The sequence below is a fragment of the Pseudomonas sp. MF08817 genome (assembly GCF_059862705.1).
The window spans coordinates 130,341-154,524 of the sequence record NZ_JCBCUY010000007.1 but is presented as its reverse complement, the minus strand read 5'-3'; the positions used below and the strand labels follow the sequence as shown (position 1 = coordinate 154,524).

The window sequence follows — 24,184 nt, the reverse complement described above, 5'->3', positions numbered from 1 at the left end:
CTTGGGTGGGAGAGCACATATGCGGCGTTTATTGCCGCTTCAGTGCATGGCCGGATGAGAATGAAAATCGGCAACCCCCGCGCCAGGGTTTTTCATGCGGGCTCCACCCGCACCCAATAACGGGTCAAAAAACGTACCCGCACCGGCAGGGAAGTGGCCAGGTTTTCCAGCAGGGTGTCGCTGTCGTCCAGGCGAAACGCGCCGGACAGGCGCAGCCCCGCCACCGCGTCGCTGCACTGCAACACGCCGGGGCGGTAGCGGGCGATTTCGCTGAGCAACTCGCCCAGGCGCCAATCCACCGCCATCAGCATGCCCCGGGCCCAGGCGTCGCTGCCGGCGGGCAGGGCGCTGGGCGGGGCCAGGTCGAAGCTGCCTTGCTGGCCGGCGTCCAGGCGCAGCACCTGGTGGGGGGCGTGGCGCGGGCGCAGTTCCACCGCGTGCTCCAGCACCTGCACCTGGGTGTGCCCGGCTTCGCTGCGCACGCAAAACCGCGTGCCCAGGGCGCGCACGCTGCCGTGGCGGGTGTGGACGACAAAGGGCCGGCCGGCGGGGTCGGCGGCGGTCTGGATGAGGATCTGGCCGTGGTGCAAGTGGACCTGGCGCAGGTGGGCGCTGTAGTCCACGTCCACCGCGCTGTGGGTGTCGAGGTCCACTTGGCTGCCGTCGGCCAGTGCCACGTGGCGGCGCTGGCCTTTGGCGGTGCGGTACTGGGCCAGCCGCGCCGGCAACGGCTCCAGGGCCAGGGCCCCCCAACCGGTGGCGCCGGCCGCCAGCAGCACGCCCAGCACCTTGACCACCGCCCGGCGTTTGGCGCGGGCACCGGCCAGGGTGGGCAAGGCCACGTCCTGGGGCAGGGCGCCCAGTTGCCGTTGCAGTTTCTCGACCCGCGCCCAGGCCTGGGTGTGGGCCGCGTTTTCGGCCAACCAGGCGCGCCAGGCCTGGCGCTCCTGCTCGCTGGGCGGCGCGGCGCTCAGTTGTACGTACCAGGTGGCGGCAGCCTTGAGGACCTGGCGGTCGAGGGCGGCGGCCATCAGTCTTCCACCAGCAACAGGCAATGGGCCATGGCGTTAATCATGTGTTTTTTTACCGTGGTCACCGACACGCCCAGGCGCTGGGCAGTGGCCACGTAGCTCAGGCCTTCGAGCTGCACGGCGAGGAAAATCCGCCGGGTGCGCTCGCCCAGGTCATCGAGCATGGCGTCCACGGCGGCCAGGGTTTCGAGGATTTGCAGGCGGGTTTCGGGGGAGATGTCCACGGCATCGGGGCGTAGCGCCAGGGTTTCTAGGTAAGCCTGCTCCACGGCACGGCGGCGGAATTTATCAATCAGTAACGCCCGGGCGATGGCACTCAGATAGGTGCGCGGCTCACGAATGGCCTCGGCATTACGGGCCATCAGCACCCGCACGAAGGTGTCCTGCGCCAGGTCCGCCGCATCGCTGGAATTACCCAACCGCGCCCGTAGCCAACCGTTCAGCCAACCGTTGTGGTCGCGGTAGAGCTGGTGCAGCACAGGAGACGTGGAGGTGGGCATGGGCAGGGTCGTTATTGAGAATGATTATTTATTATTGTTTGCGAAAACCACCGAGCCTGACAAGTGCCAGGTGTCAAATGGCTATGACTGCGGTCATGGGAGCCAGGCTTGCCGGCGATGGCAGCTTCAAGATGGCTATCGCGGGCGGGCCTGCTCCCACAGTTGAACGGTGGTGTGGGTAGGATTTTCATTTTTCCTCTGTGGGAGCGAGCCTGCTCGCGATGGCGGCACTGAGTGGCCGTGACGAATGGCAGGGAGCGGACAGTGGCTCCCACTGGGAAGGGGGCGCTAGCGAGTCATCAGAGGAAGTGCTTGATTCCACGAAAATTGATGGCACATTGATGCGCAAATGAAATTGTACTGACATCACCTGTCAGTGCGTCTGCGTAAGCTCGCGTCATCTTCCAACGGATCTGGACATTCCCATGCCTTCCCCGCCCCACGACACCCTGGCCAATCGCCTGGCGCAGATCCTTGTGCAGTTGAATCAGGGCGAACCGGTGTGCCGCTATGACCTGGCGGACCGTTTCGGGGTCAGCGAGCGCACCATTTACCGCGACCTCAATCGCCTGGGCGGCAGTGTCGAGCGTCTGGCAGACGGGCGTTATCGCCTGAGCACGGCGTCCCAGGGTGCGCTCGACCCCCGGGACCTGGAGGTGTTTGCCAGGCTCACCGGGGTCAAGGGGTTGTTCCCCGACAGTGGCCACCGCTTTTTGCGCTCGCTGATCGACCCGCAGGCGCCGAGCCAGTTTCTGGTCAAGGGCCATCACCACGAAGACGTGCGCCCCCGCGACCGCCAGTTCCAGCAACTGACCCAGGCCATCGCCCAGCACCAGCGCTGCCACCTGCTGTACGGCGAAAAGCCCCGTGAGCTTGAGCCCTATCGCCTGGTCAACAACAAGGGCATCTGGTATTTGGCCGCCACCGAAAACGGCCAGTTGAAGGCGTTCAGCCTGGGCCGCATCAGCCTGCTGCGGGTGGGCCGCGAGACGTTCACGCCGTGCCTGACCATCGCGCGGCAGATCGAAGAAGACGACGACATTTGGTTCAGCACCACCAAGGTCCAGGTGCGCCTGAGCGTCGCCCCCGCCATCGCCTATTACTTTTTACGCCGCGCCGTGGTGCCCGCCCAACAGGTGCTGGACCACGCCGCCGACGGCACGCTGACCCTCAGCAGCGCGGTCGGCCACGCCAACCAGATTCTGCCGATCATTCGCTATTGGATGCCCCATGTGCGCGTGCTTGAGCCCGCGTGGCTCGCCGCGCAATTGCGCAACGAACTCGAACACTACTTGCAGCACGCCCCACCGCCCCCTACAGGAAGCCAGCCATGAATCAACAGGTAAACGGTCCCGACGCTAACGCACTGACGCCGCTGGACCCTGAGCTGTTGTCCAGCGAGCAGTACCAGGAACACCAGGCCGACGCCGTGGAGCAGAACGTCTTTGGTGGCGAAGAAAACGCCGTCGCCACCACGGCCCTGGTGGCGCAGTTCGTGCAATCGCGCGAGCAGCAGGCCGAGCGGCCGCTGGAAGACTGGCTGGACGAAGAATTCAGCAAACACCCGCACCTGTGGCAGAGCCCCGCCCAACGCCAGGCCAGCGCCAAGGAAGTGATCGAGTCGGTCACCCATGGCTACGCCGCGTCGCGCTCGTTGCACGAACACCTGGCCCGCGGCCAGAGCGAGGCGAGCTGGGTCGCCCGCGAGCTGGAAAAAGCCGCCGGTGTTGCCGGCAACGTGGGCGTCGGCCGCTACGCCACGGCCATCGACGTCGCCCTGGCCGAGGCCACCGCGGGCGCGCGGGTGATGATTACCAACAACAACGGCGATATCAGTTTTTCGCCCAACCTCGACGGCTACATCGCCGAGCAGCACCACGTCGATACGTTCAACATTGACGCGGTGACCAAGGGCAGCGAGTACCGCGCCCGGGTGGTCAACTCCAATGAGCTGAATTCGGTCGATATCCAGATCGTCGACGGCCAGGGCAACGTGGTCCACGAGTACCAGTCCAAGTACGGCGCCGACGCCGAGGCCACCGAACGCCTGTTCAAGCGCGGCGAGTACGGCGAGCAGAAGCGCCTGGTGCCCGAAGGCCAGGCCAAGGACGTGCCCGACAGCACCGAAACCATCGAAATCGACGGCGTGCAGTCCGAGCCCCTGAGCAAAGAGCAGGCCGGCGAATGGCAGCGCAAAGCCCGCGAAGAAGCCGAAGCGCGGCAATACGACTGGAACGACACCAACCGCATCAACATTGCGAAGAACCTTGGCAAACAGGCGTTGATCGGCGCCGGTATCGCCGCCAGCCTGCAAGGCGTGCGGATTCTGGCGCGCCGTGCGTGGAACCGCTTCAAGGGCCGCGAGAACCCGGCGGCCAGCGCCGACCTCAAGGCGTTCTTCGACAGCTCCCTGGACAGCACCCTGCAAGTGGCGACCCAGGTGGCGGTGTCTGGCGCCCTGGTGGTGGCGGCGAAAAACGGCCTGCTGGGCCCGGTGCTCAAGCGCACCCCGGCCGGGCGCATCGCCAACATCGCCTGCATCGCCGTGGCCAACGCGAAAATTCTGCACAAACTGGCCAAGGGCCAATTGAGCGGCGGCGAAGCGGTGGAGTTGATGGGGCAAACCACCGTCTCCACCCTGTGTTCCCTGGCCGCGGCCTCCAAGGGCGGGGCCATGGGCGCGAGCATTGGCACCGTGTTCGGCCCGCCGGGTATCGTGGTCGGCGGGTTTGTCGGCGGCGTGCTGGGCGGCATGGCCGGTGGCGTTATCGGCGAGCGCGCGTTCAACGCCGGTAAACACCTGGTCAAGACCGCCGTGGCGGTGGTCAACAGCGTCTCGGCCAGCCTGGCCGAAGGCGCGCGCAACCTGGCCAAGGGCCTGGGCAACTTGGCCAAGGGGTTGTTCGCATGAGCGCCGCCTTCACCGCGTTGCAAGTCAAGCTCCACGCTCACCTGGCGGCCGGTTACCCGGGGTTCTACATCCACTCGGGCGAGGAGGCGCGGGTTGACCGCATCCTGATGCGCCTGGGCGAGGAGGCAGGCCTGCACCTGATGGAGTGGAACCTGGCCTATGGCTGGGTCAATTTCACCACCAAGCAGCCGCGCACCGCAGACGCCCAGACCGACCTGGCCCATTGCCTGCCGATGCTGGCCGATGAAGACCTGGGCGACAAACTGATCGTCATCAAAGACGCGCGCCTGGCCCTGGAAAACCAGCCCCTGGCCATTGCGCGCCTCAAACAGTTGCTCAACCGCATCCAGCGCCATCACCGTGGCCGCTGCGCCGTGGTGCTGGTGGGCGAGAGCCTGTTCGTGCCGCCCCAGGTCGAAGCGCAAATGACCTTGCTGGCGCTGCCATTGCCGGGGCGCGAAGACATCCTCGCCCTGGTACAACGCTGCGCCAGCGAGCTGCCCCTGAGCATTCCCCGGGCGTTGCTGCCGCGCCTGGTGGCCACGTGCAGCGGCTTGAGCGAAGAGGAAATCCGCCAGGTGCTCGCGATGGTGCAGCCGTTGCACCCGCAACTCGACGACGGGGCATTGAGCCTGATCCACCACGAAAAAGAGCAGATCATCGCCAAAAGCGGTGTGTTGGAGATGATTAAGGTCGGCGAAACCGCCCACCACATCGGTGGCCTGGAAAACCTCAAGCATTGGCTCAAGCGCCGCGCCGAAATCTTCCGCCGCCTCGACGAGGCCGGGCAGGCCGGCGTCACCGCGCCCAAGGGCGTGTTGATTGCGGGCATGCCGGGCTGCGGCAAATCCCTCACCGCCAAGGCTGCCGCCAACCTGTTCCAGTTGCCGCTGCTGCGCCTGGACATCGGCTCGCTGCTGGGCAAGTACGTCGGCGAAAGCGAGCACAACATGCGCCGCGCCCTGACCATGGCCGAAAGCGTCAGCCCCTGCATCCTGTGGATCGATGAACTGGAAAAAGCCTTCGTCGGCATCGGCAGTGGCGAAGGCAGCGAGGTGTCGTCACGCCTGTTCGGCTACTTCCTGACCTGGATGCAGGAAAAAACCGGGGCGGTGTTCGTCATCGCCACCGCCAACAACATCAGCGCGCTGCCCGCCGAGCTGCTGCGCAAGGGGCGTTTCGACGAAGTGTTTTACGTCGGCTTCCCCAACGCTCAGGAACGCTCGGCGATCCTCGCCATTCACCTGGGCGAGGACTGGGCGGGCTTCACCGAAGCCCAGCAACAGACCCTGGCCGCGCTATGCCGCGACTACTCCGGGGCGGACATCCAGAACGCCGTGGGCGAGGCCCGCGAAAGTGCCTTCCTCGACGGCCATGCCCTGGCCCACGAAGACGTCGAACGGGCGATCCGCGCCACCGTGCCGCTGCGCGAAACCCTGCGCGAGCAGGTCGGCAAGTACGAAATCCTCTTCGAGAAACTCAAGCTCAAACCCGCCTCGCGCATCGACGGCTTGAGCATTGCCCAGATGATCCAACTCACCGACAGCCCCAACCCGGTGCGCCGCAACGAGGTGGCGTGCCACCTGGAATGCCCCGACGACCTGCTGGAAAAACTCAGCCGCGACCACGACCCGCAAGTGCGCCTGAGCGTGTACCGCAACCCCAACTGCACCGAACGCCTGCTGGCCGCGTGCCTGAGCAAGGACAAGCGCGCGGCGGATTTTGACCTCGAGGCCTACCACCTCAGTTGCCTGCACCCGCGCGCGCCCATGGACCTGCTGGCCAGTGAGCTGGGCAAGTGGAACGGCAGCGGCGAGCACATCCAGGAAGCCGCGCTGCTGGCCTGCACCCACCTCACCGACAACGTGCGCCTGGCGCTGTTTATCCAGAGCAAGCAGCACTCCACGCGCCTGGCTATTTGCCAGAGCAGTTGGCTGTCACCGCCCTTGCAAGGCCAGTTGCTCGACAGCCTGTGGGAGGTCAAAACGGTCAATACCGGCCTGCAAATGCAAGCGCTGATCGCCAACCCGGTGCTGGACCCGGCCCACCACAAGCGCATTGCCAACCACCCCGTCGAAGACATGGTCGATAGCTTGCTGGTGCTGGAGAACCTCTCGGAGCACGCCCAGGCCATTCTCGTGGGAGACGGCCGGCACTTCGAGGCCTTGGCGCAGAACCCGTGCATCGGCAAACACGCGCAGTTGTCGCTGCTGTTATCGGCGTTGCCGGAACACGCCAGCGAGGTGCTGGAGGCACTGAAACCGGACTCCACCTCGCCGTTCTTCCACCAGACCTATGAGTCGCTACCGTTTCGTAGTTGGCGCTTTCAGACGGTCTACCAGGCGCTGTCGAAGAACCCCAACCTGTGCCCCGAGGCGGTGAAAGTGCTGGTGGCCTTCGAGCAAAGCGATGAACTGTCGACGATTATGTTCAACCTGGCGCGCAACCCGGCCCTGCCGCCGAGATGGCAAATGGCTTTCGCGCAGGGCGATAACGAGCCGTTGAAACGCCAGTTGGCCGACAACCCCAACCTGCTGGCCGAGGTGGCGGTGCAATTGAACGAGCAAGGTGTCGAAGCCGCCGAACAGGTGGCAGGTACTGGCGCGGTGATGGGCGCCATGGGCTCGTTGATCCCTGGGGTCGGTGCTTCGGTCAACAGCGCGGTGCTGGCGGCCTTGCACAGCGTGGCGGCCGGCAAGGCCAAGGCCAAACCAGCCACCCTGGCCGACCTGCTCAAGGGCCATGCCGAAGGCCAGGTCGGCACGGTGAAGCTCAAGGCCGGCGGCTTCTTTGGCGCGTTCTTCGACTCGGGCAAACCCTAGGCCGACTGGCCAGGCTCCTCGGGTGGCACCTGGGGCGCGGGGAAGTCTGCCAGCAGGTCGCTGATCTCGGGTTTTTCCTGTAGCGGTGGCTTGAGCGGCGCCAGGCTCGCGAGAAACTGCGCCCACGGGTCGGGCCCTTGCGTGACTTGCGCCAAGGTGAGGGGCACGTTGAGGGCGTCGCTCAACGCCTGGCTGGCGCTCATCAGGTGTCGGTCAACGATGAGGCTGGCAATCTCGTCGGTGCGCGGGGAATTGAGGGTGTTGGGGACGAGCGGCAGCGGTTGATCCTGGGGCGCCGGCACAGCGGGCAACTGTTGTGCCAGGGGCCGCAGGCGCACCCGGGATACCGCATCGGCGATGGGCACCGTGCCGCTTAAATGGGCGCTCAGGTCGAACGGGAGCTGAATCACCGCATCCGGTTCGGTAGAGGTGAAGGCGTTGTGGTGGTCTTCGCTCAGGTCCTGACGGGCGACGATCAAAAACTGGGTGGCAAACACCTCGAAAATCTGTACGGCGCCCTGGTAGACACAGTGCAGCAGGAGGCCGTAGTGCGCCCTCGGCGCTGTCGCGGCGGCCGTTGGCGTAGCCAGGGTGAAAAAGCTCAGGTGCCCGTATTCCAAGGCTTCGCGTTGAGCCCGTGACAGTTGGGACAGTTCGTAGCAGAGGATCTCGATGTACGCCTGTTTGATTTTCATGACCTGGCTATCGAACGCAGCGGCATACAGGCTCTGGGCGTCGTTGAGCCGAGCAAACTCGCGGGACAGGCTCGGGTAATCGATCTGCCCACTGGGGCAGTGCCACTGTTGGGCGCGGTGCTTGAGTTGCGCGGCGCTGTGCAGCTCCACCAGCGAATACAACCGGGCATCGGCCGAGGGGGTGTCGCCGGGGCGCCTGGCCAGGAGGCGCTGTTCCAGGGCGGTGTTGTTGGGGTAGACCCGCAGCAGGTCGGCCAGGGCGCTCTGGTGCAGGGTCACGACAGGTTCTTCCAGGCTTTGCAGCGCCGCTATCAGCGCTTGGCGCTGGAGGTTCAGGGCTTTGATCGCGGCCCGGTAGTCCTTGGGCGGGAAATGGGCTTTGCGTTCGAGGATGCCATTGACCACCGCCCAATCGAGGATGAACTGCACCGCGGCATCTGAATCGAGAAAGACGCGGCGGGTCGCACTGATGGGGAGATGGCTTAGGGCAATGATGTCCAGGTAGGTCGCTTCATGGGATGAGCCCAGCCGCAAGTGCTCCAGGTACAACACGTGCTGCCTGACGATCAGCCAGATCTGCGAACTCATGTGCGGTGCCGAACTCTCGATGCCCCGCAGCAACAGCTCAGGCGCCGTGCCTGCGAGCAACAGGTGCATGGCCAGTGGGCGTTGTAGCCAGCCTATGCCGCTTTGCGCCAGGTGCTCATCCAGGCTCTGGTAGACCGCGCCGGAGCGCTTGCCCCAGTTGTCGCTGTCCATCAGGTCGAATCCCGCTACCTGGTTGCTGAGCACGGAAAAGTCGGGGTCCAGGCTCAAGAGCAGGGCCGTCAGGGTTCTCGCGTTGCGGTGCGCGCGGGCGAACAGAGGCGTGTCATCGCCTGGCGGCCAGGTCGTGGCCGTGCCCAGGCGTTCGGCCAGGTGCTGCGCCCGGGGGCTGTTGAGTATCCGCGCCAGCAGATAATCCCCTTCGGCACGGATGCCAGGCACGAATTTGTCCTCCACCTGGGCCTGGCTCAAGTAGTGCAGCAGGTTGGGGTGGGGCTCGGGCACCGTGGTGGCGATGATGCCCAGGATGTTCTGGCGCTCGGTGGCCGTCAGCCGTTGCACGGTGCTAAGGGCTTCCTGCAGGGCCCGCCAGTAGCTGCCCAGCAGGGGTGGGTTGCGCAGCTTGATGCGCAGCAGCCGCGTGCCCACTGCCGCCCGGCTGGCGGGGTGTAGCCCGCCGAGGCGGTAGAGGGCCATCAGTTGCTTGAAGGTGGCGCTCGCATCGCTGCTGATCTCCCCGCCCGTCTTGCTTGCCCGTTCAAACAGCGCCTGCGTCAGGTCATGCAGCCCCTCCACGGCCTGTACCGCGTCCTGTAGTTGTACGCGCAGGCCACTTCGTGTGCGGGCAGTGATGCGGCGGTCAGCGCTTAGCCGGATCGGGCTGTCGGGCGACAATTGATGGGCGCTGGCGATCTCCTGAAAACGTGGGTGTTGCGTCAATTCGCGCAAGTGCTGCGCGGCGGCCGCCAGGAAGGGGCGATAGGTATGCGGGTCGACCTCGATGACGGGCCAATCGTCCATTTCGCTCAGCGGTTTGTCGGTGGCCAGTAGGGCTTGGGTCAGGCTGTAGTAGTCGTTGTGGGCACCGATGTGGCGCTGATGGCTGCGCAGGTCGGAAGCGGAAAAAGCACACTCGCTGACCGGCACGAACGCGGGCGGCTGGCGTTGGCGCAGGCGGTAAATCAGCGCGTCGAGTTCATGGGCGTTGGTGGCCGGGGTGAGATCGTAGGCGTGCAGCAAGGCCTGGAGGCTGAAGGTGCGGTTGGTGTGCACCTCGATGTCGAGTTGGACCAGAAGCTGGTTCAAGGTGTGCCACGGCGCGCCCAGGCCCGCGTCGATCAGGGTGCCCGCCGGCAGGCTAGGCCTGGTATTGGCTGGCGCAACGGGGAAAAGCCCCTCCTGGGCACGGGCGTAGTAGCGGCGCGATGGCGGTATGGGCTGGCCGGAGTCGAGGGCGTGGGCATGATAGTCGCGGATTAACTGCTTGAGCTGCCTGGAAGCTGTGTCCATGGTCCGCGCCAGCCAGGAACCGGACCCCAGAATCACCCGCTGCTGGTTCAGGACCGCGAGGTCGATGACACGGTTTTCGCGCGAGGCCTGGTCACGGTGAGCGGCAAGCACCTCGGCCAAGTGTTGGAAGTCGCTGTATTGCTGCTCCAGCTCATTGTGGATTGCCGAGAGGGAGCGGCCCTGTTCGGTAAACAGGGGAAAGGCCTGTAGGCTGCCCAACTCCTCAAGCATTTGCCGGGCTTGCGGGCGGTTGTGCGGCAGGGGGTAGCCGTGAAACGCCAGGATCGACGCCAGGGGCAGCGCCGGTTCTGCTTCGTCGATATACGCCAGCCCCAGGTTCGCCACATCAATGCTGTGGGCCACGCTGAGGATGGGGTTGGCCAGCGCCCGCCAGCCGCTGTCATCGTCCAGGGTAAAGGTGACCGGGCCTGTTGGGGTGCTGGCCTGCAATGAAGTGCTGTGTAGCACCAGGCTGTCGAGCTTGAGCGCGTGGCGCTTGGCCCAATTGAGGAAGGCCGGGGCGTTGATGGCCTTGCGGTACACGCTCAGCCAATGGCCCAGGGTCGAGTGCTGCGGCACTGCACGCTTACCCGGTTCGCCCAGGCCTTGGGTGCCGGTGTTGGCCATGGCCCACAGTTCGTTGTACAGGTGGGTAATCAGGCGCGGGTCTTGTACCCCCGGCAGTTGCAGCCCGACGCCGGACTCCAGGGGCCAGGACAGCGGGTTGTGCTCGTCAGTGTCGAGGGGGGGAGATTGATTCATGCAGGGCGCTCCGTCGGCGAGCGCTCCACGGTGAAGCGCTCAGGCAGGCTTGATCCTGTTCGGTTGGCGGCGCCGCACATAGATGCCGGTTCAGCGCGGTGTGTAGCGGGTCTCGGATGGAACGGCAGGCACAGCGCCTGGGAGGGAGTAAGCCGCTGGGCTCAGACGCGCCACAGGTACCATGCGGCCACGGTACGGTGCGGGCTCCAGGCCTGGGCGAGCGCGCTCATCTGCCGGGCGGTGGGGCGGGCCGCCAGGCCCTTGAGGCGGCGATAGCCTTCGCATACGCCGAAGTCGTCGGCGGGCAGGATGTCCAGGCGTTCGAGGGTGTAGATCAGGAGCATCTCTACGGTCCAGCGGCCGACGCCGCGCAGGCTCACCAAACGCGCGATCAGCGCTTCGTCGTCCATTGCCATGGCTTCTGCGTAGCCAGGCACCAGGCCACTTTCGGTGGCGGCGGCGATGCCGTGCAGCGTCTGCAACTTACGCGCTGAAAAGCCGCAGGCGCGCAGGGCCTCAGGGGCGGTGGCCAGCAGTTGCGCGGGGCTGGGGAACGCCTGCCCGGGGTACAGCGCCAGCAGGCGCCCGAGAATCGCCTCGGCGGCGCGGGCGTGCAGTTGCTGATAAGCGATAGCCCGCACCAGCGCTTCGTAAGGGTCGCGGGTAGGTTTGGCGGCATGCAGGCACGGGCCGACGCGGGCGATATGGGCGGCCCAATCGGCATCCAGCGCACTGAGAAATTGGCTGGCGCGGTACAAGGTGTCTGCGTTCATGGCCTCAACCGGCCTTGCGCATCGTCAGGTTGATGCGCCGTGCGCCCAGCAACGGGTGCTCGCCGGCCTTGAGGGGCAGCACGCCGTGGTAGCGCAAACGGTCGGCGCCGCCCCACACCGCCACATCGCCGTGCAGCAGGGGGATGCGCAGGGCCTTGTCGCTGCGCTCGAAACCGCCGAACTGGAACACCGCGGGCAGGCCCAGGGACACCGAGACAATCGGGTGCTCGAAACTGCGCTCGTTGCGGTCCTGGTGCAGCGACAAACGCGAGCCGGGCAGGTAGTGGTTAATCAGGCAGGCATCGGCGGCGAAATCGGCAAAGCCTGCGGCCAACGCGGCGGCTGTGGCCAGTTCGCTGAAGGCCTCTGGCATCGCCGGCCATGGCGCCTCGCGCAGCGGGTCCAGTGGGCTATAGCGGTAGCCGCGGTGGTCGCTGGTCCAGCCCAGGCTGCCGCAATTGGTCAAGGCCACCGACAAGGTAAAGCCGCGCACAGTGACCATATGACGAAAGGGCGAAACGGCCTGAATCGCCTGTAACGCCGGCAGCAACTGATCCACCCAAGGCAGCGCAAACCCGCGCAACACCCAGGCCTGGGCGCCGATCTGCAGGGCGCTGGGCTCGGGCGTGTGGTGGGCGAACAGGTCCGGTGTGTGTGGGCCGTTGGGGGCTGGCATGGCAGATCTCACTCAATTGACCCGGTAGCAAGCGGGTTGTGGGGCAGTCTATACCCAGCGCGCCACGCGCATCACTGCGACTCTTGCGGTCTATGGCAGGGCTTTTGAATCGGCCGGTTATTCTGTAGCCTTGCGCAGCTTCAACGCTGTCCACCTGATGACTTTCCATTCTCCCGGCGGTATCCGAAAGGGTCCGGAGCCGGGTGTATACTCGACTTTCGCGCGAAAGCGCCTGCAGGTCTTGCGATCATGACGCACATTTCCGAACGCCTTCTGGTACAAGCCCACCTCGACGCCAAGCAGCCCAAACCGCTGACCGCCGCGCAAGAGGCCGATTACCGTGCCGCCATCGCCGCCGAGCTCAAGGCTCAGGACGCGGTGCTGGTGGCGCACTTTTATTGCGACCCCGTGATCCAGGCCCTGGCCGAGGAAACCGGCGGCTGCGTGTCCGACTCCCTGGAGATGGCCCGCTTCGGCAACGCCCACCCGGCCAAGACCGTGGTCGTGGCCGGGGTTAAGTTCATGGGCGAGACCGCGAAAATCCTCAACCCGGAAAAACGCGTGCTGATGCCTACCCTGGAGGCGACTTGCTCCCTGGACCTGGGCTGCCCGGTGGAAGAATTTTCCGCTTTTTGCGACCAGCACCCCGAGCGCACGGTGGTGGTTTATGCCAACACGTCGGCGGCGGTCAAGGCGCGTGCCGACTGGGTGGTGACGTCCAGTTGCGCCCTGGAAATCGTCGAAAGCCTGATGGACAACGGCGAAACCATCATCTGGGGCCCGGATAAACACCTGGGCACCTACATCCAGCGCAAGACCGGCGCCGACATGCTGCTCTGGGACGGTGCGTGCATCGTCCATGAAGAGTTCAAGTCCAAGCAGCTCGAAGACATGAAGGCCCTGTACCCGGACGCCGCTGTCCTGGTACACCCGGAGTCGCCGACCTCGGTGATCGAATTGGCCGACGCCGTGGGCTCCACCAGCCAGTTGATCGCTGCCGCCCAGAGCCTGCCGAACAAGACCCTGATCGTGGCCACCGACCGCGGCATCTTCTACAAGATGCAGCAGCTATGCCCGGACAAGGTCTTTATCGAAGCGCCCACCGCCGGCAACGGCGCGGCCTGCCGCAGTTGCGCCCACTGCCCGTGGATGGCGATGAACACCCTGGAGCGCACCCTGCAATGCTTGCGCGAAGGCTCGGGGGAGATTTTCGTCGACCCGGCGCTGGTGCCCCAGGCCATTCGCCCGCTCAAGCGCATGCTCGACTTCACCGCCGCCGCGCGGCTCAAACTGTCGGGCAACGCCTGAGGGTTTAAGCCGGATAAAAAAACGCCCCGACTGGTTCGGGGCGTTTTCGTGTAGGCGCTTTACTTTTTCTTCTTGGGCACCCGCACCACGCAGGTGTCGGAATAGATGTCGTGCCAACTGCGTTTTTGCTTGTCCACCAGCACCCAGAAAAAACCCAGGCCCAGGCACAGCAGCGATGCAATCGACACCACAAAGCGCAGCAGCGCCTGCCACAGGCTGATGGCAGTGCCGTCGGGGTTTTGCACACGCACGCACCACACCTGCATGCCCAGGGTCTGGCCGGACCAGGTCCAGAACTTGGCGAAGAAGCCAAACAGCACGAACAGCAGCACGGTGGACAGCAAAGGGTCACCGTCCAGGGCGCCGGACTCGGTCAGGGTGCGCATGCGTTCTTCGCCGATAATGGCCATTTGCACCATCTTGTACAGGCCGGCGGTGCAGATCAGCAGGGCGGTGCACAGCAGGAAGTCGTAGAACATGGCAGCCAGGCGACGGCCGAGGGTGGCGACGGGGAAGTCGCCCTGGGGCGTGAGCGGGTGTTTCGACATGACAGCCTCTGGCCAAAAAAGAAGCCATTTTACGGCTTTACGCCCATAAAAAAGCCTCTGATGTCAGCATCAGAGGCTTTTTGTCGAAGCGGTGAATCAGGCTTCGGCTTGTACTTCATCAGCCTGCATGCCTTTTTGGCCCTGCACGGCGACGAAAGTGACTTTTTGGCCTTCTTTCAGGCTCTTGAAGCCGTTGCCCTGAATGGCGCGGAAATGTACGAACAGATCCGGACCGCTTTCTGGAGTGATAAAACCAAAACCTTTCTCGTCGTTAAACCACTTGACGGTGCCGCTCTGACGTTGGGACATTTCTTATTTCCTTTGAAGCAATAAATTGATGGCAGCCTCTTTCGCAGGAAAGAGCACTGGGGCTGGTTGCAGGAAAGTAAGAGACGTCGAACGGGTTGTAGCAAACTTATGGCTACTGCCCAGGTCACGGTTCTAAGCGACCCATGCAAACACAGTTCGCGAACTCTACGCCAACTAATGGAGAAAAGACAACCCCCTCAAGGAGCCCGTTTTTGCTGGGCTTTGAGCCAGGTCAATGAGTGTGGTGGGTTTATTCGATAGTGCTGTTCAATTGTTTTCGTAGGTTATAAGCAAAGTTCACTATCGAAATAGTGAGCGCTTGTGTGCACTGTTTTATGGCGGTTGCGTTACAGATTAGTGCACTGTTACGCAACCGCGTTACTTATAGAAACAGTCAATCAACCACGGTAGTAGCGTTGTGGAACAAAGGGCATCTTGCTTACCACCATAGGTACTTGCTTGCCTCGCACAATCGCCCAAACGACGGTATCGAGCGCCAGGTAGGCGCTGTCCACGTAGCCCATGGCCAGCGGCCCACCGAGGGTCGGGCCGAAGCCGCCGCTGCACACGGTGCCGATGCTGTCGCCCGCCTGGTTGACGATCTCGGCGCCTTCGCGCACCGGTGTGCGTTCCTGGGGCAGGAAGCCCACGCGCTTGCGGCTCACGCCGTCGCGCTGCTGGGCGAAGATGGCCTCCGCGCCGGGGAAACCACCGGCACGCGGCCCGTCGGCGCGGCGGGCCTTGGAGATGGCCCACAACAGGCCCGCTTCGATGGGCGTGGTTTGGGCGTTCATGTCATGGCCGTAGAGGCACAGGCCGGCTTCCAGGCGCAGGGAGTCGCGGGCGCCAAGGCCGATGGCTTCGACTTGCGGCTCGGCCAGCAGGGCGCGGGCCAGGGCCTGGGCGTTCGCGGCGGGTACGGAAATCTCGAAGCCGTCTTCACCGGTGTAACCCGAGCGGCTGACGTAGCAGTCCACGCCCAGCAACTTGAGGCTGGCGAACTGCATGAAGGTCATGCTGTTCACCTCAGGGGCCAGGCGCGCCAACACCTTGACCGCTGCCGGGCCTTGCAGGGCGAGCAGGGCGCGTTCCTCGAACAGTGCCTCGATCTGGCATTGCTCGCCGATGTGCTGGCGCAGGTGCGCCAGGTCCTGGTCCTTGCAGGCGGCGTTGACCACCAGGAACAACTCGTCATTGCCCAGGTTGGCCACCATCAGGTCGTCGAGGATGCCGCCGTTTTCGTTGGTGAACATGGCATAGCGCTGCATGCCCACCGGCAGGTCGAGGATGTCCACCGGCACCAGGGTTTCCAGGGCTCTGGCGGCATTGGCGCCGGTGAGGCGGATCTGGCCCATGTGGGACACATCGAACAACCCGGCCTGTTCGCGGGTGTGCTGGTGTTCTTTCATCACGCCCAGAGGGTATTGCACCGGCATGTCGTAGCCGGCGAACGGCACCATGCGGGCGCCGAGTTCCAGGTGCAGGGTGTGCAGCGGGGTTTTCAACAGGGTTTGGGTGGACATGTGCAGCTCCTGAAAAATGCGCGGATGGGCGTGGCGGCCCTCAGCACTCGATGATGTTCACGGCCAGACCGCCACGGGCGGTCTCCTTGTATTTGCTTTTCATGTCGGCGCCGGTCTGGCGCATGGTGCGGATGACTTTATCCAGGGAGACGAAGTGCTGGCCGTCGCCGCGCAACGCCATGCGTACGGCGTTGATGGCCTTGACCGAACCCATGGCGTTGCGTTCGATGCACGGCACCTGGACGAGGCCGCCGATGGGGTCGCAGGTCAGGCCCAGGTTGTGTTCCATGCCGATCTCGGCGGCGTTCTCCACTTGCTGGACGCTGCCGCCGAGCACTTCGCACAAGGCCCCGGCCGCCATGGAGCAGGCCACGCCGACCTCGCCCTGGCAGCCCACTTCGGCGCCGGAGATGGAGGCGTTTTCCTTGTAGAGGATGCCGATGGCGGCGGCGGTGAGCAGAAAGCGCACCACCCCGTCGTCGTTGGCGCCGGGGATAAAGCGCATGTAGTAATGCAGCACGGCGGGGATGATGCCCGCCGCGCCATTGGTGGGCGCGGTGACCACGCGCCCGCCGTTGGCGTTTTCTTCGTTGACCGCCAGGGCGTAAAGGTTGACCCAGTCGAGCACCGACAGCGGGTCGCGCAGGGACGACTCCGGGTTCTGGCACAACTGCCGATGCAGCGCGGCGGCGCGGCGCTTGACCTTGAGCCCGCCGGGCAGGATGCCTTCGTTGCTGCACCCCGCGGCGACGCAGTCCTGCATCACTTGCCAGATGTTGAGCAACCCGGCGCGGGTCTCGGCCTCCGGGCGCCAGGCGCTTTCGTTGGCCAGCATCACCTGGCTGATGGGCAGGCCATAGGTGGCGCAGTGGCCGAGCAGGTCCTTGGCGCTTTTGAAGGGGAAGGTCAGGGGCGTGGTGTCTTCGACGATGCGGTCGGCCCCGGCGGCGCCTTCATCGACCACGAAACCGCCGCCCACGGAGTAATACTCGCGGCTGCGGATTTGCAGGCCGGCGCTGTCGAAGGCGCGAAAGATCATGCCGTTGGGGTGGAAGGCCAAGGGCTTGCGGATCATGGCCAGGTGTTCTTTCTCGTTGAACGCGATGCTGTGTTCGCCGAGCAGGTTGAGGCGGGCGCTGGCACGGATGTCGTGCAGGCGTGCGGCGACGGTGTTGGTGTCGACGCTGTCCGGGTGCTCGCCTTCCAGGCCCAGCAACACGGCCTTGTCGCTGCCGTGGCCTTTACCGGTGGCCCCGAGGGAGCCGTACAACTCGACTTTGACGCACGCGGTGGCCGCCAGCAGGCCATCGCGGCGCAGCCCTTCGGCAAACCGCGCCGCCGCCCGCATCGGGCCGACGGTGTGGGAGCTGGAAGGGCCGATGCCAATCTTGAATAAGTCGAACACGCTTAAGGACATGGGGGGCTCCTGGGGGAGCAGTGGTTAGCGGCAGGCTTCAAGCGGCAAGTCAGAGCGGGTGGGCTCTTAACGTGCAGCTTGGGGCCTGTCGCTTACGGCTGCCTTACGCGTAATTTTCTATGGAGGGGCAGGCGCACACCAGGTTGCGGTCGCCGAAGACGTTATCGACACGCCCCACCGGTGGCCAGTATTTGCCTTCCACCAGGGACGCCACCGGGTACACCGCTTGTTCGCGGCTGTAGGGGTGACTCCACTCGCCGACGATTTCCGCGGCGGTGTGGGGGGCGTTTTTCAGGGGGTTGTCGTCCTTGTCCAGGGTGCCGTTTTCCACCGCGCGGATTTCTTCGCGGATGCGGATCATGGCGTCGCAGAAGCGGTCCAGCTCTTGTTTGGATTCGCTTTCGGTGGGCTCGATCATCAAGGTGCCGGCCACCGGGAACGACATGGTCGGGGCGTGGAAACCGAAGTCGATCAGGCGCTTGGCCACGTCATCGACGCTGATGCCGCTGCTGTCCTTGAGCGGGCGCAGGTCGAGGATGCATTCGTGGGCCACCAGGCCATTGCTGCCGGTGTAGAGCACCGGGTAGTGCTCCTCCAGGCGCCGGGAAATGTAGTTGGCGTTGAGGATCGCCAGTTGCGAAGCGCGCTTGAGGCCTTCGCCGCCCATCATGCGGATGTACATCCAGGTGATCGGCAGGATGCTGGCGCTGCCGAACGGCGCCGCGCACACCGCGCCTTCCTTGCGTGCCATGGCCGCGTGGCCCGGCAAGAACGGCGTGAGGTGGGCCTTGACGCCAATTGGGCCGACGCCCGGGCCGCCACCGCCGTGGGGGATGCAGAAGGTCTTGTGCAGGTTCAGGTGCGATACGTCGCCGCCGAACTTGCCCGGGGCGCAGAGGCCGACCATGGCGTTCATGTTGGCGCCGTCGATGTACACCTGGCCGCCGTGGTCGTGGATGATGCCGCAGATTTCGCGGATGCCTTCCTCGAACACGCCGTGGGTGGAGGGGTAGGTAATCATCAGCGCGGCGAGGTGTTCGCGGTGCTCGATGGCCTTGGCTCGCAGGTCTTCGATATCCACGTTGCCGCGCTCGTCGCACGCGGTGACCACCACGCGCATACCGGCCATGTTGGCGGTAGCCGGGTTGGTGCCGTGGGCCGAGGACGGGATCAGGCAGATGTCGCGGCGCGCTTCGCCACGGCTCTGGTGGTAGGCGCGGATCGCCAACAGCCCGGCGTATTCGCCTTGGGAGCCGGCGTTGGGTTGCAACGAGATGGCGTCGTAACCGGTGGCCGCGCAGAGCATGGTTTCCAGTTCATCGGTCAGTTGCTGGTAGCCGGCACTCTGGTCGGCGGGGGCGAAGGGGTGCAGGGCGCCGAATTCGGCCCAGGTCACCGGGATCATTTCGCTGGCGGCGTTGAGTTTCATGGTGCACGACCCCAGCGGGATCATGGTGCGGTCCAGGGCCAGGTCCTTGTCGGCGAGTTTGCGCAGGTAGCGCATCAGCTCGGTTTCCGAGTGGTAGCGGTTGAACACCGGGTGGCTGAGGATCGGCGACTGGCGCAGCAACTCGCCGGGAATGCGGCTGGCCACGCTGGCGGCGAGGGTGGCGAAGCCCGGCAGCGGCTGGTCGCCGGCGAACAGGCGCCATAGGGTCTCGACGTCAGCCTGGCCGGTGGTTTCATCCAGCGACAGGCCCAGGCGTTCGCCGTCGATCACCCGCAGGTTGATACGCATGGCGCGGGCCTGTTCGTGCAGGGCAGCGGTGCGGGTGCCGGTGTGTAGGCTCAGGGTGTCGAAGAAGGCGCTTTGCTCCACGGCCACGCCCAGGTCGCTCAGGCCTTGGGCCAGGATCGCGGTCAGGTGATGGATGCGTTGGGCGATCTGGGTCAAGCCTTGGGGGCCGTGGTACACCGCGTACATGCTGGCGATGTTGGCCAGCAGCACCTGGGCGGTGCAGATGTTGCTGGTGGCTTTCTCGCGGCGGATATGTTGCTCGCGGGTTTGCATGGCCAGGCGCAGGGCCGGTTTGCCGAAGCGGTCCACGGAGACCCCCACCAGCCGGCCCGGCATGTCGCGCTTGAAGGCGTCCTTGGTGGCGAAGTACGCCGCGTGCGGGCCACCAAAGCCCAGTGGCACGCCAAAACGCTGGGCGCTGCCGATGGCCACGTCGGCGCCGAATTCGCCCGGCGGGGTCAGCAGGGTCAGGGCCAGCAGGTCGGCGGCCACCGCCACCAGGGCGTTGGCGGCGTGCAGGCGTTCGGTCAGTGCGCGGTAGTCGAACAGGTCGCCGTTGCTGGCCGGGTATTGCAGCAAGGCGCCGAAGAAGGCGCTGACGTCGGTCAATTCGCGCTCGTCGCCGACCACCACGTCGATGCCCAGCGGCTCGGCGCGGGTGCGCAACACGTCGAGGGTCTGCGGGTGGCAATGGTGGGAGGCGAAAAACGCGTGGCTGTTTTTGTTCTTGCTCAGGCGCTTGCAGAAGGTCATGGCTTCGGCGGCGGCGGTGGCTTCGTCCAGCAGCGAGGCGTTGGCGATCGGCAGGCCGCTGAGGTCGCTGATAAGGGTCTGGAAGTTGAGCAGCGCTTCGAGGCGGCCCTGGGAGATTTCCGGCTGATAAGGCGTGTAGGCGGTGTACCAGGCCGGGTTTTCCAGGAGGTTGCGCAGGATAGGCGACGGCGTGTGGCAGTTGTAATAGCCCTGGCCGATGTAGGTCTTGAACAGTTGGTTCTTGGCGGCGATGGCCTTGATCGCGGCCAGGGCATCGGCTTCGCTCTGCCCGGCCGGCAGGTCGAGCACGCTGGTGCCCTTGATGCTGTCGGGGATCACGCTGGCGCTCAGGGCCTCCAGGGAATCGAAGCCCAGGCTGTTGAGCATGGCTTGCTCGTCGCCCTGGCGCGGGCCGATGTGGCGCGCGATGAATTCGTTGGCGGTGCTCAGGTTGACTTCAGTCATGGCGGCGCTCCTCAGGCTTGGGCGTTGGCTTTAATCAAGCGGTCGTAGGCGTCCTGGTCGAGCAACTGGCCGACCTCGCCCGCGTTGGCCGGGATAAAGCGGAAGAACCAGCCTGCGCCTTGTGGGGCCTCGTTGACCAGCTCTGGGTTGGCCTCCAGGGCCGCGTTCACTGCAACCACTTCGCCGCTCAGGGGCATGTACACGCCGCTGGCTGCCTTGACCGATTCGACGGTGGAGGCTTCGGCGCCTTTGTCGTAGTGCTGCAGCTCGGGCAATTGTACGTAGACCACGTCCCCTAGCGCGTCCTGGGCGAACGGCGTGATGCCAACGGTCACGCTGCCGTCGGTTTCGGTACGCAGCCATTCGTGATCTTCAGTAAACCGCAACTCGCTCATGGAAACTCCTTAGGGCCAGAATCGTCTGGTGGACGCCGATTGAATGCTCGTGCAGGGCCGAGCCGATGGGTAAAGCCCATAGCAAGAATGCGGCCAATAGTTTTATTGCCTTATAAAACAACAGGTTGGAGATCGCTGGCGATAAGCGAGAAGCCAGGGCTGTAGCGAAACCGCTACAGCTGTTGGGAAAGAAAAAAGTTTATGAGGATCAAAGCCTTGGGATACGGCTACGGAAGCGGCGTGTATCGATATCGTTCCGCTGTAGCGTTTTCAGTACGGCGGAGGTCGTTTTTGGCTGCGCCCTTTAGCAAGCGGGCGCGTATCAGCCCTTTGCGGCAATTCCATACTTGCGCAGCCGATGGGCGATGGCGGTGTGGGAGGTTTGCAAGCGGTTGGCCAGTTGCCGGGTGGAAGGGTAGCTGACATAGAGCTTCTCCAGCAGGTTGCGCTCGAAGGCTTCCATGGCCTGCTCCAGGCTATCGACCTCGCTGTCGCCCTGGCGCGCCACGGAGGTGCCGGCGATGTCCAGGTCGCCGATGTCCACCAGGCTGCTTTCGCAGATGGCGGCGGCGCGGAAGATCACGTTTTGCAGTTGCCGCACGTTGCCCGGCCAGCGGTTGCCCAACAGCGCCGGGTAGGTGCCCGGGGCGAGGCGGCACACCGGGCGCTGGATCTGCGCGCAGGCCTGCTGCATGAAGTAGCGCGCCAGCAGGAGGATGTCCTGGCCGCGCTCGCGCAGGGGCGGCACTTCGATGTTGAGTACGTTGAGGCGGTAGAACAGGTCTTCGCGGAAGGTGCCTTCGCTGACCATTTTTTCCAGGTCGCGGTGGGTGGCGCTGAGGATGCGCACATTGACCTTGACCTCGCGGTCGCCGCCCACGCGGCGGAAGCTGCCGTCATTGAGAAAGCGCAGCAGCTTGGCTTGCAGGTACGGCGACATTTCGCCGATTTCGTCGAGGAACACCGTGCCCTGGTTGGCCAGCTCCATCAGCCCCGGTTTGCCGCCGCGCTGGGCGCCGGTGAAGGCGCCGGGGGCGTAGCCGAACAGTTCGCTCTCGGCCAGGTTCTCCGGCAGCGCGGCGCAGTTGAGGGCCAAAAACGGCGAGCCGTGGCGGGTGCTGATGGCATGGCAGGCGCGGGCCACCAGTTCCTTGCCGGTGCCGGTTTCGCCCTGGATCAGCAGCGGTGCATCGAGGGCCGCGACCCGCTGGGCACGGGCCTTGAGGGTGCGGATCGCCGGGGAGTCGCCCAGCAGCGCATCGAAGCCTTCGGCGTGGTCGTGGTGCAGGGCCGAGAGCCGTTCGCCGATGCGGTTGGGCGGGTACAGGGTCAGCAGGGCGCCGGCGTCGGTGATGGGCGTGGCCTCCAGCAGCAGGGTCTGGCCGTTGAGGGTGATTTCGCGCAGCGGCAGGCGAAAGCCCTGTTCCAGCAGGCTGGCGAGCAGGCTGGCGTCGTCGAACAATTGCGCCACGCTTTGCCCCGCCGGCTCGCGGCCATACAGGGCGATCAGCGCCGGGTTGGCCAGCAGCACCACGCCAGCGCTGTCCAGGGCCAGCACCGGGTCGGTCATGGCGGCGAGGAGGGCGTCTAGCTGCAAATGCCGGCGCTGGCCAGGGAGGATGTCGACCACCGTCACCGCTTGCACGCCGCGCACGTTGAACAGCGCCTCGCGCAGCTCATCCAGCACCTGGGGGCTGAGGGTGGGGGCGTCGATGTAGACGTTGGGTGGCACCATTTCCACCGCATCCAGGTTGAGATTACGCCCGCCGAGCAGGGCCAGGACTTCCTGGGTGATACCGACGCGGTCGATGAAGCTGACGTGGATACGCATGGGGCGGCTGAGGTTTCTGGCTGGCGGGAGGCGGCCAGTATGCCTTGGGCTGGGGCGGGAGGTGAAACCCCAAGAGTGCGATCACTGACTGTGGGAGCGAGCCTGCTCGCGATGGCGGTGGTTCAGGCACCTGATGCATCAGGGGTAGACCGCTCCCACACAGGCTTTATTCCAGATGTTCAGGCTTTACCGGGTCGCCGGGTTTTACCCGTAGCTGTGCCTGCACGTCGCTGAACATGCGGTCGTAGTAGTTGTGCATCGAGCGGATGTCGGCTTCGTGGGGCACGCCGTATTTTTCGGCGATGTGGAAGGCTTCGCTGGCGAAGTTGTACGCCAGATCCCGGGGCAGGGTGAATTGCTCCTTGAAGTCGCGGCTGACGCGGTCCTTGCCGATGATGTTGCCGTGCATGGTGAACTGCATCGAGGCGCCATCCTTGGGGCTTTGGACGACTTCGTAGTCAATCTTGATGTCGTAGCCGAAATCGCCGGGTTGCAGCGGTGCACGATGGATATGCAGATGACCTGGCTCGAACGTGGCCATTGGCGTCTCTCCTGACAAGGCTGGGATGGGCCGGCGATGGGCCGGCCCGGTGTTACTCATTTATAGGTGATGCCCGGGGTGGCCGTGCTGATGCGGGTGCCGGCGGTGCCCTGGACGATGGCTTCGATGTCCGACAGTGAACCGATCACCGCGACTTTGCCAGTGTTGCGCGCGAAGTCGCAGGCCGCTTGCACCTTGGGCCCCATGGAGCCGGCGGCGAAGCCGAGTTTTTCGATCTCGTCGGGGTGGGCCTGGGCGATGGCTTTTTGCGTTGGCTTGCCAAAGTCGATGAACGCGGCGTTGACGTCGGTGGCGATCACCAGCAGGTCACCTTCGAGCTGTTCGGCCAGCAGGGCCGAGCACAGGTCTTTGTCGATCACCGCTTCGATGCCTTTGAGCTTGCCGTCTTCACCATACATGGTCGGAATGCCGCCGCCGCCCGCGCAGATGACGATGCTGCCCTTGTCCAGCAGCCACTTGATCGGGCGGATCTCGAAGATGCGCTTGGGTTTTGGGCTGGCCACCACGCGGCGGAACTTGTCGCCGTCGGGGGCGATGGCCCAGCCTTTTTCCGCGGCCAGGGCCTCGGCTTCGGCCTTGCTGTAGACCGGGCCGATGGGCTTGGTCGGGTTCTGGAAGGCCGGGTCTTTGGCGTCGACTTCCACCTGGGTGAGCAGGGTGGCGAACGGCACTTCAAAGTCCAACAGGTTGCCCAGTTCCTGTTCGATGATGTAACCGATCATGCCTTCGGTCTCGGCGCCGAGCACGTCCAGCGGGTAGGGCGAAACCTGGGTGTAAGCCGCAGCCTGCAACGACAGCAGGCCCACTTGTGGGCCGTTGCCGTGGGCAATTACCAGTTGGTTGCCGGGGTGGATCTTGGCGATTTGTTCGGTGGCGATGCGGATGTTGGCGCGTTGATTGTCTGCGGTCATGGGTTCACCACGACGCAAGAGGGCGTTGCCGCCCAGGGCTACGACGATACGCATGGGAGTTGTCCTTGTAGGTAGGAGCGAGGCTGGTGTGGGAGTGAGCCTGCTCGCGATAGGGCGGGAGCATTCAACCGGGATTAAGGCTGGCATGGCCCCATCGCGAGCGGGCTCGCTCCCACCCTGGCGGTGTTGCGCCAGGGTG

18 protein-coding genes are annotated in these 24,184 nt (G+C 64.8%); 4 read left to right on the top strand and 14 right to left on the bottom strand.

Features of this window, described 5'->3' with window-relative positions; all coding sequences use genetic code 11:
- Positions 1–92: 92 nt before the first annotated feature.
- Together AC19YR_RS06610 and AC19YR_RS06605 are read right to left on the bottom strand one after the other, a co-directional pair.
- Entirely contained in the window at positions 93–1,031 is a 939-nt protein-coding gene (locus AC19YR_RS06610; protein ID WP_500597641.1) for a FecR domain-containing protein, read from the bottom strand.
- A complete protein-coding gene (locus AC19YR_RS06605; protein WP_095106674.1) occupies positions 1,031–1,531 on the bottom strand; it encodes a sigma-70 family RNA polymerase sigma factor in 501 nt (166 codons plus the stop codon). Before AC19YR_RS06605 ends, AC19YR_RS06610 begins: the two co-directional genes overlap by 1 nt.
- Positions 1,532–1,956: 425 nt before the next feature.
- On the opposite strand from AC19YR_RS06605, the gene AC19YR_RS06600 reads away from it, so the two are divergent.
- Genes AC19YR_RS06600 through AC19YR_RS06590 form a run of 3 tightly spaced genes read left to right on the top strand, consistent with a single transcriptional unit; the run spans position 1,957 to position 7,264 of the window.
- Positions 1,957–2,865: a helix-turn-helix transcriptional regulator gene (locus AC19YR_RS06600; RefSeq protein ID WP_500597638.1), complete on the top strand. Its 909-nt coding sequence runs from the start codon at positions 1,957–1,959 to the stop codon at positions 2,863–2,865.
- The gene (locus AC19YR_RS06595) at positions 2,862–4,442 is read left to right on the top strand and encodes a hypothetical protein (RefSeq protein WP_095106678.1); all 1,581 of its coding nucleotides are present in this window, start codon (positions 2,862–2,864) and stop codon (positions 4,440–4,442) included. The genes AC19YR_RS06600 and AC19YR_RS06595 overlap by 4 nt, the downstream gene beginning before the upstream one ends.
- Entirely contained in the window at positions 4,439–7,264 is a 2,826-nt protein-coding gene (locus AC19YR_RS06590) for an AAA family ATPase (protein WP_500597636.1), read from the top strand. The genes AC19YR_RS06595 and AC19YR_RS06590 overlap by 4 nt, the downstream gene beginning before the upstream one ends.
- On the opposite strand, the gene AC19YR_RS06585 is transcribed toward AC19YR_RS06590, so the two are convergent.
- The 3 genes from AC19YR_RS06585 to alkB all read right to left on the bottom strand — a co-directional run bounded on the left by AC19YR_RS06585 (position 7,261) and on the right by alkB (position 12,225).
- Positions 7,261–10,776 carry a hypothetical protein gene (locus AC19YR_RS06585; RefSeq protein WP_500597635.1) on the bottom strand — a complete coding sequence of 1,172 codons (3,516 nt, stop codon included), beginning with the start codon at positions 10,774–10,776 and terminating at the stop codon, positions 7,261–7,263. The genes AC19YR_RS06590 and AC19YR_RS06585 overlap by 4 nt on opposite strands.
- Before the next feature lie 161 nt (positions 10,777–10,937).
- Complete coding sequence (locus AC19YR_RS06580; RefSeq protein WP_500597633.1) at positions 10,938–11,549, bottom strand: DNA-3-methyladenine glycosylase family protein; 612 nt, start codon at positions 11,547–11,549, stop codon at positions 10,938–10,940.
- A gap of 4 nt (positions 11,550–11,553) precedes the next feature.
- Positions 11,554–12,225, bottom strand: coding sequence for a DNA oxidative demethylase AlkB (alkB, locus tag AC19YR_RS06575; RefSeq protein WP_500597631.1), 672 nt, complete (start codon positions 12,223–12,225; stop codon positions 11,554–11,556).
- A 249-nt stretch (positions 12,226–12,474) separates the two neighbouring features.
- Here alkB and nadA point away from each other — a divergent pair, with 249 nt between their 5' ends.
- Complete coding sequence (gene nadA, locus AC19YR_RS06570; RefSeq protein ID WP_095106686.1) at positions 12,475–13,533, top strand: quinolinate synthase NadA; 1,059 nt, start codon at positions 12,475–12,477, stop codon at positions 13,531–13,533.
- A 59-nt stretch (positions 13,534–13,592) separates the two neighbouring features.
- Here the strand turns inward: nadA and AC19YR_RS06565 are convergent, their stop codons facing one another.
- The 9 genes from AC19YR_RS06565 to arcC all read right to left on the bottom strand — a co-directional run bounded on the left by AC19YR_RS06565 (position 13,593) and on the right by arcC (position 24,039).
- Entirely contained in the window at positions 13,593–14,081 is a 489-nt protein-coding gene (locus AC19YR_RS06565; protein ID WP_095106688.1) for an RDD family protein, read from the bottom strand.
- Positions 14,082–14,177: 96 nt separating this feature from the next.
- Positions 14,178–14,390, bottom strand: coding sequence for a cold-shock protein (locus AC19YR_RS06560; RefSeq protein ID WP_003175786.1), 213 nt, complete (start codon positions 14,388–14,390; stop codon positions 14,178–14,180).
- Positions 14,391–14,788: 398 nt separating this feature from the next.
- Entirely contained in the window at positions 14,789–15,913 is a 1,125-nt protein-coding gene (gcvT, locus tag AC19YR_RS06555) for a glycine cleavage system aminomethyltransferase GcvT (protein WP_500597629.1), read from the bottom strand.
- 40 nt (positions 15,914–15,953) lie between these two features.
- A complete protein-coding gene (locus tag AC19YR_RS06550) occupies positions 15,954–17,330 on the bottom strand; it encodes an L-serine ammonia-lyase (RefSeq protein WP_095106691.1) in 1,377 nt (458 codons plus the stop codon).
- 103 nt (positions 17,331–17,433) lie between these two features.
- The gene (gene gcvP / locus AC19YR_RS06545) at positions 17,434–20,286 is read right to left on the bottom strand and encodes an aminomethyl-transferring glycine dehydrogenase (RefSeq protein WP_500597627.1); all 2,853 of its coding nucleotides are present in this window, start codon (positions 20,284–20,286) and stop codon (positions 17,434–17,436) included.
- Positions 20,287–20,297: 11 nt separating this feature from the next.
- On the bottom strand, positions 20,298–20,681 hold the full coding sequence (gene gcvH, locus AC19YR_RS06540; protein ID WP_095106694.1) for a glycine cleavage system protein GcvH: 384 nt from the start codon (positions 20,679–20,681) through the stop codon (positions 20,298–20,300).
- Between the two features lie 322 nt (positions 20,682–21,003).
- Positions 21,004–22,512, bottom strand: a complete 1,509-nt coding sequence (gene gcsR, locus AC19YR_RS06535) for a transcriptional regulator GcsR (RefSeq protein WP_500597625.1) — start codon at positions 22,510–22,512, stop codon at positions 21,004–21,006.
- Positions 22,513–22,678: 166 nt separating this feature from the next.
- Complete coding sequence (locus AC19YR_RS06530) at positions 22,679–23,053, bottom strand: DUF5064 family protein (protein ID WP_095106697.1); 375 nt, start codon at positions 23,051–23,053, stop codon at positions 22,679–22,681.
- A 56-nt stretch (positions 23,054–23,109) separates the two neighbouring features.
- On the bottom strand, positions 23,110–24,039 hold the full coding sequence (gene arcC, locus AC19YR_RS06525; RefSeq protein WP_095106698.1) for a carbamate kinase: 930 nt from the start codon (positions 24,037–24,039) through the stop codon (positions 23,110–23,112).
- Positions 24,040–24,184 lie beyond the last annotated feature (145 nt).

Bases quoted from the DNA above. Each gene is read 5' to 3' on its own strand.
- AC19YR_RS06610 (WP_500597641.1), bottom strand. From the start codon at position 1,031: ATGGCCGCCGCCCTCGACCGCCAGGTCCTCAAGGCTGCCGCCACCTGG.
- AC19YR_RS06605 (WP_095106674.1), bottom strand. From the start codon at position 1,531: ATGCCCACCTCCACGTCTCCTGTGCTGCACCAGCTCTACCGCGACCAC.
- AC19YR_RS06600 (WP_500597638.1), top strand. From the start codon at position 1,957: ATGCCTTCCCCGCCCCACGACACCCTGGCCAATCGCCTGGCGCAGATC.
- AC19YR_RS06595 (WP_095106678.1), top strand. From the start codon at position 2,862: ATGAATCAACAGGTAAACGGTCCCGACGCTAACGCACTGACGCCGCTG.
- AC19YR_RS06590 (WP_500597636.1), top strand. From the start codon at position 4,439: ATGAGCGCCGCCTTCACCGCGTTGCAAGTCAAGCTCCACGCTCACCTG.
- AC19YR_RS06585 (WP_500597635.1), bottom strand. From the start codon at position 10,776: ATGAATCAATCTCCCCCCCTCGACACTGACGAGCACAACCCGCTGTCC.
- AC19YR_RS06580 (WP_500597633.1), bottom strand. From the start codon at position 11,549: ATGAACGCAGACACCTTGTACCGCGCCAGCCAATTTCTCAGTGCGCTG.
- alkB (WP_500597631.1), bottom strand. From the start codon at position 12,225: ATGCCAGCCCCCAACGGCCCACACACACCGGACCTGTTCGCCCACCAC.
- nadA (WP_095106686.1), top strand. From the start codon at position 12,475: ATGACGCACATTTCCGAACGCCTTCTGGTACAAGCCCACCTCGACGCC.
- AC19YR_RS06565 (WP_095106688.1), bottom strand. From the start codon at position 14,081: ATGTCGAAACACCCGCTCACGCCCCAGGGCGACTTCCCCGTCGCCACC.
- AC19YR_RS06560 (WP_003175786.1), bottom strand. From the start codon at position 14,390: ATGTCCCAACGTCAGAGCGGCACCGTCAAGTGGTTTAACGACGAGAAA.
- gcvT (WP_500597629.1), bottom strand. From the start codon at position 15,913: ATGTCCACCCAAACCCTGTTGAAAACCCCGCTGCACACCCTGCACCTG.
- AC19YR_RS06550 (WP_095106691.1), bottom strand. From the start codon at position 17,330: ATGTCCTTAAGCGTGTTCGACTTATTCAAGATTGGCATCGGCCCTTCC.
- gcvP (WP_500597627.1), bottom strand. From the start codon at position 20,286: ATGACTGAAGTCAACCTGAGCACCGCCAACGAATTCATCGCGCGCCAC.
- gcvH (WP_095106694.1), bottom strand. From the start codon at position 20,681: ATGAGCGAGTTGCGGTTTACTGAAGATCACGAATGGCTGCGTACCGAA.
- gcsR (WP_500597625.1), bottom strand. From the start codon at position 22,512: ATGCGTATCCACGTCAGCTTCATCGACCGCGTCGGTATCACCCAGGAA.
- AC19YR_RS06530 (WP_095106697.1), bottom strand. From the start codon at position 23,053: ATGGCCACGTTCGAGCCAGGTCATCTGCATATCCATCGTGCACCGCTG.
- arcC (WP_095106698.1), bottom strand. From the start codon at position 24,039: ATGCGTATCGTCGTAGCCCTGGGCGGCAACGCCCTCTTGCGTCGTGGT.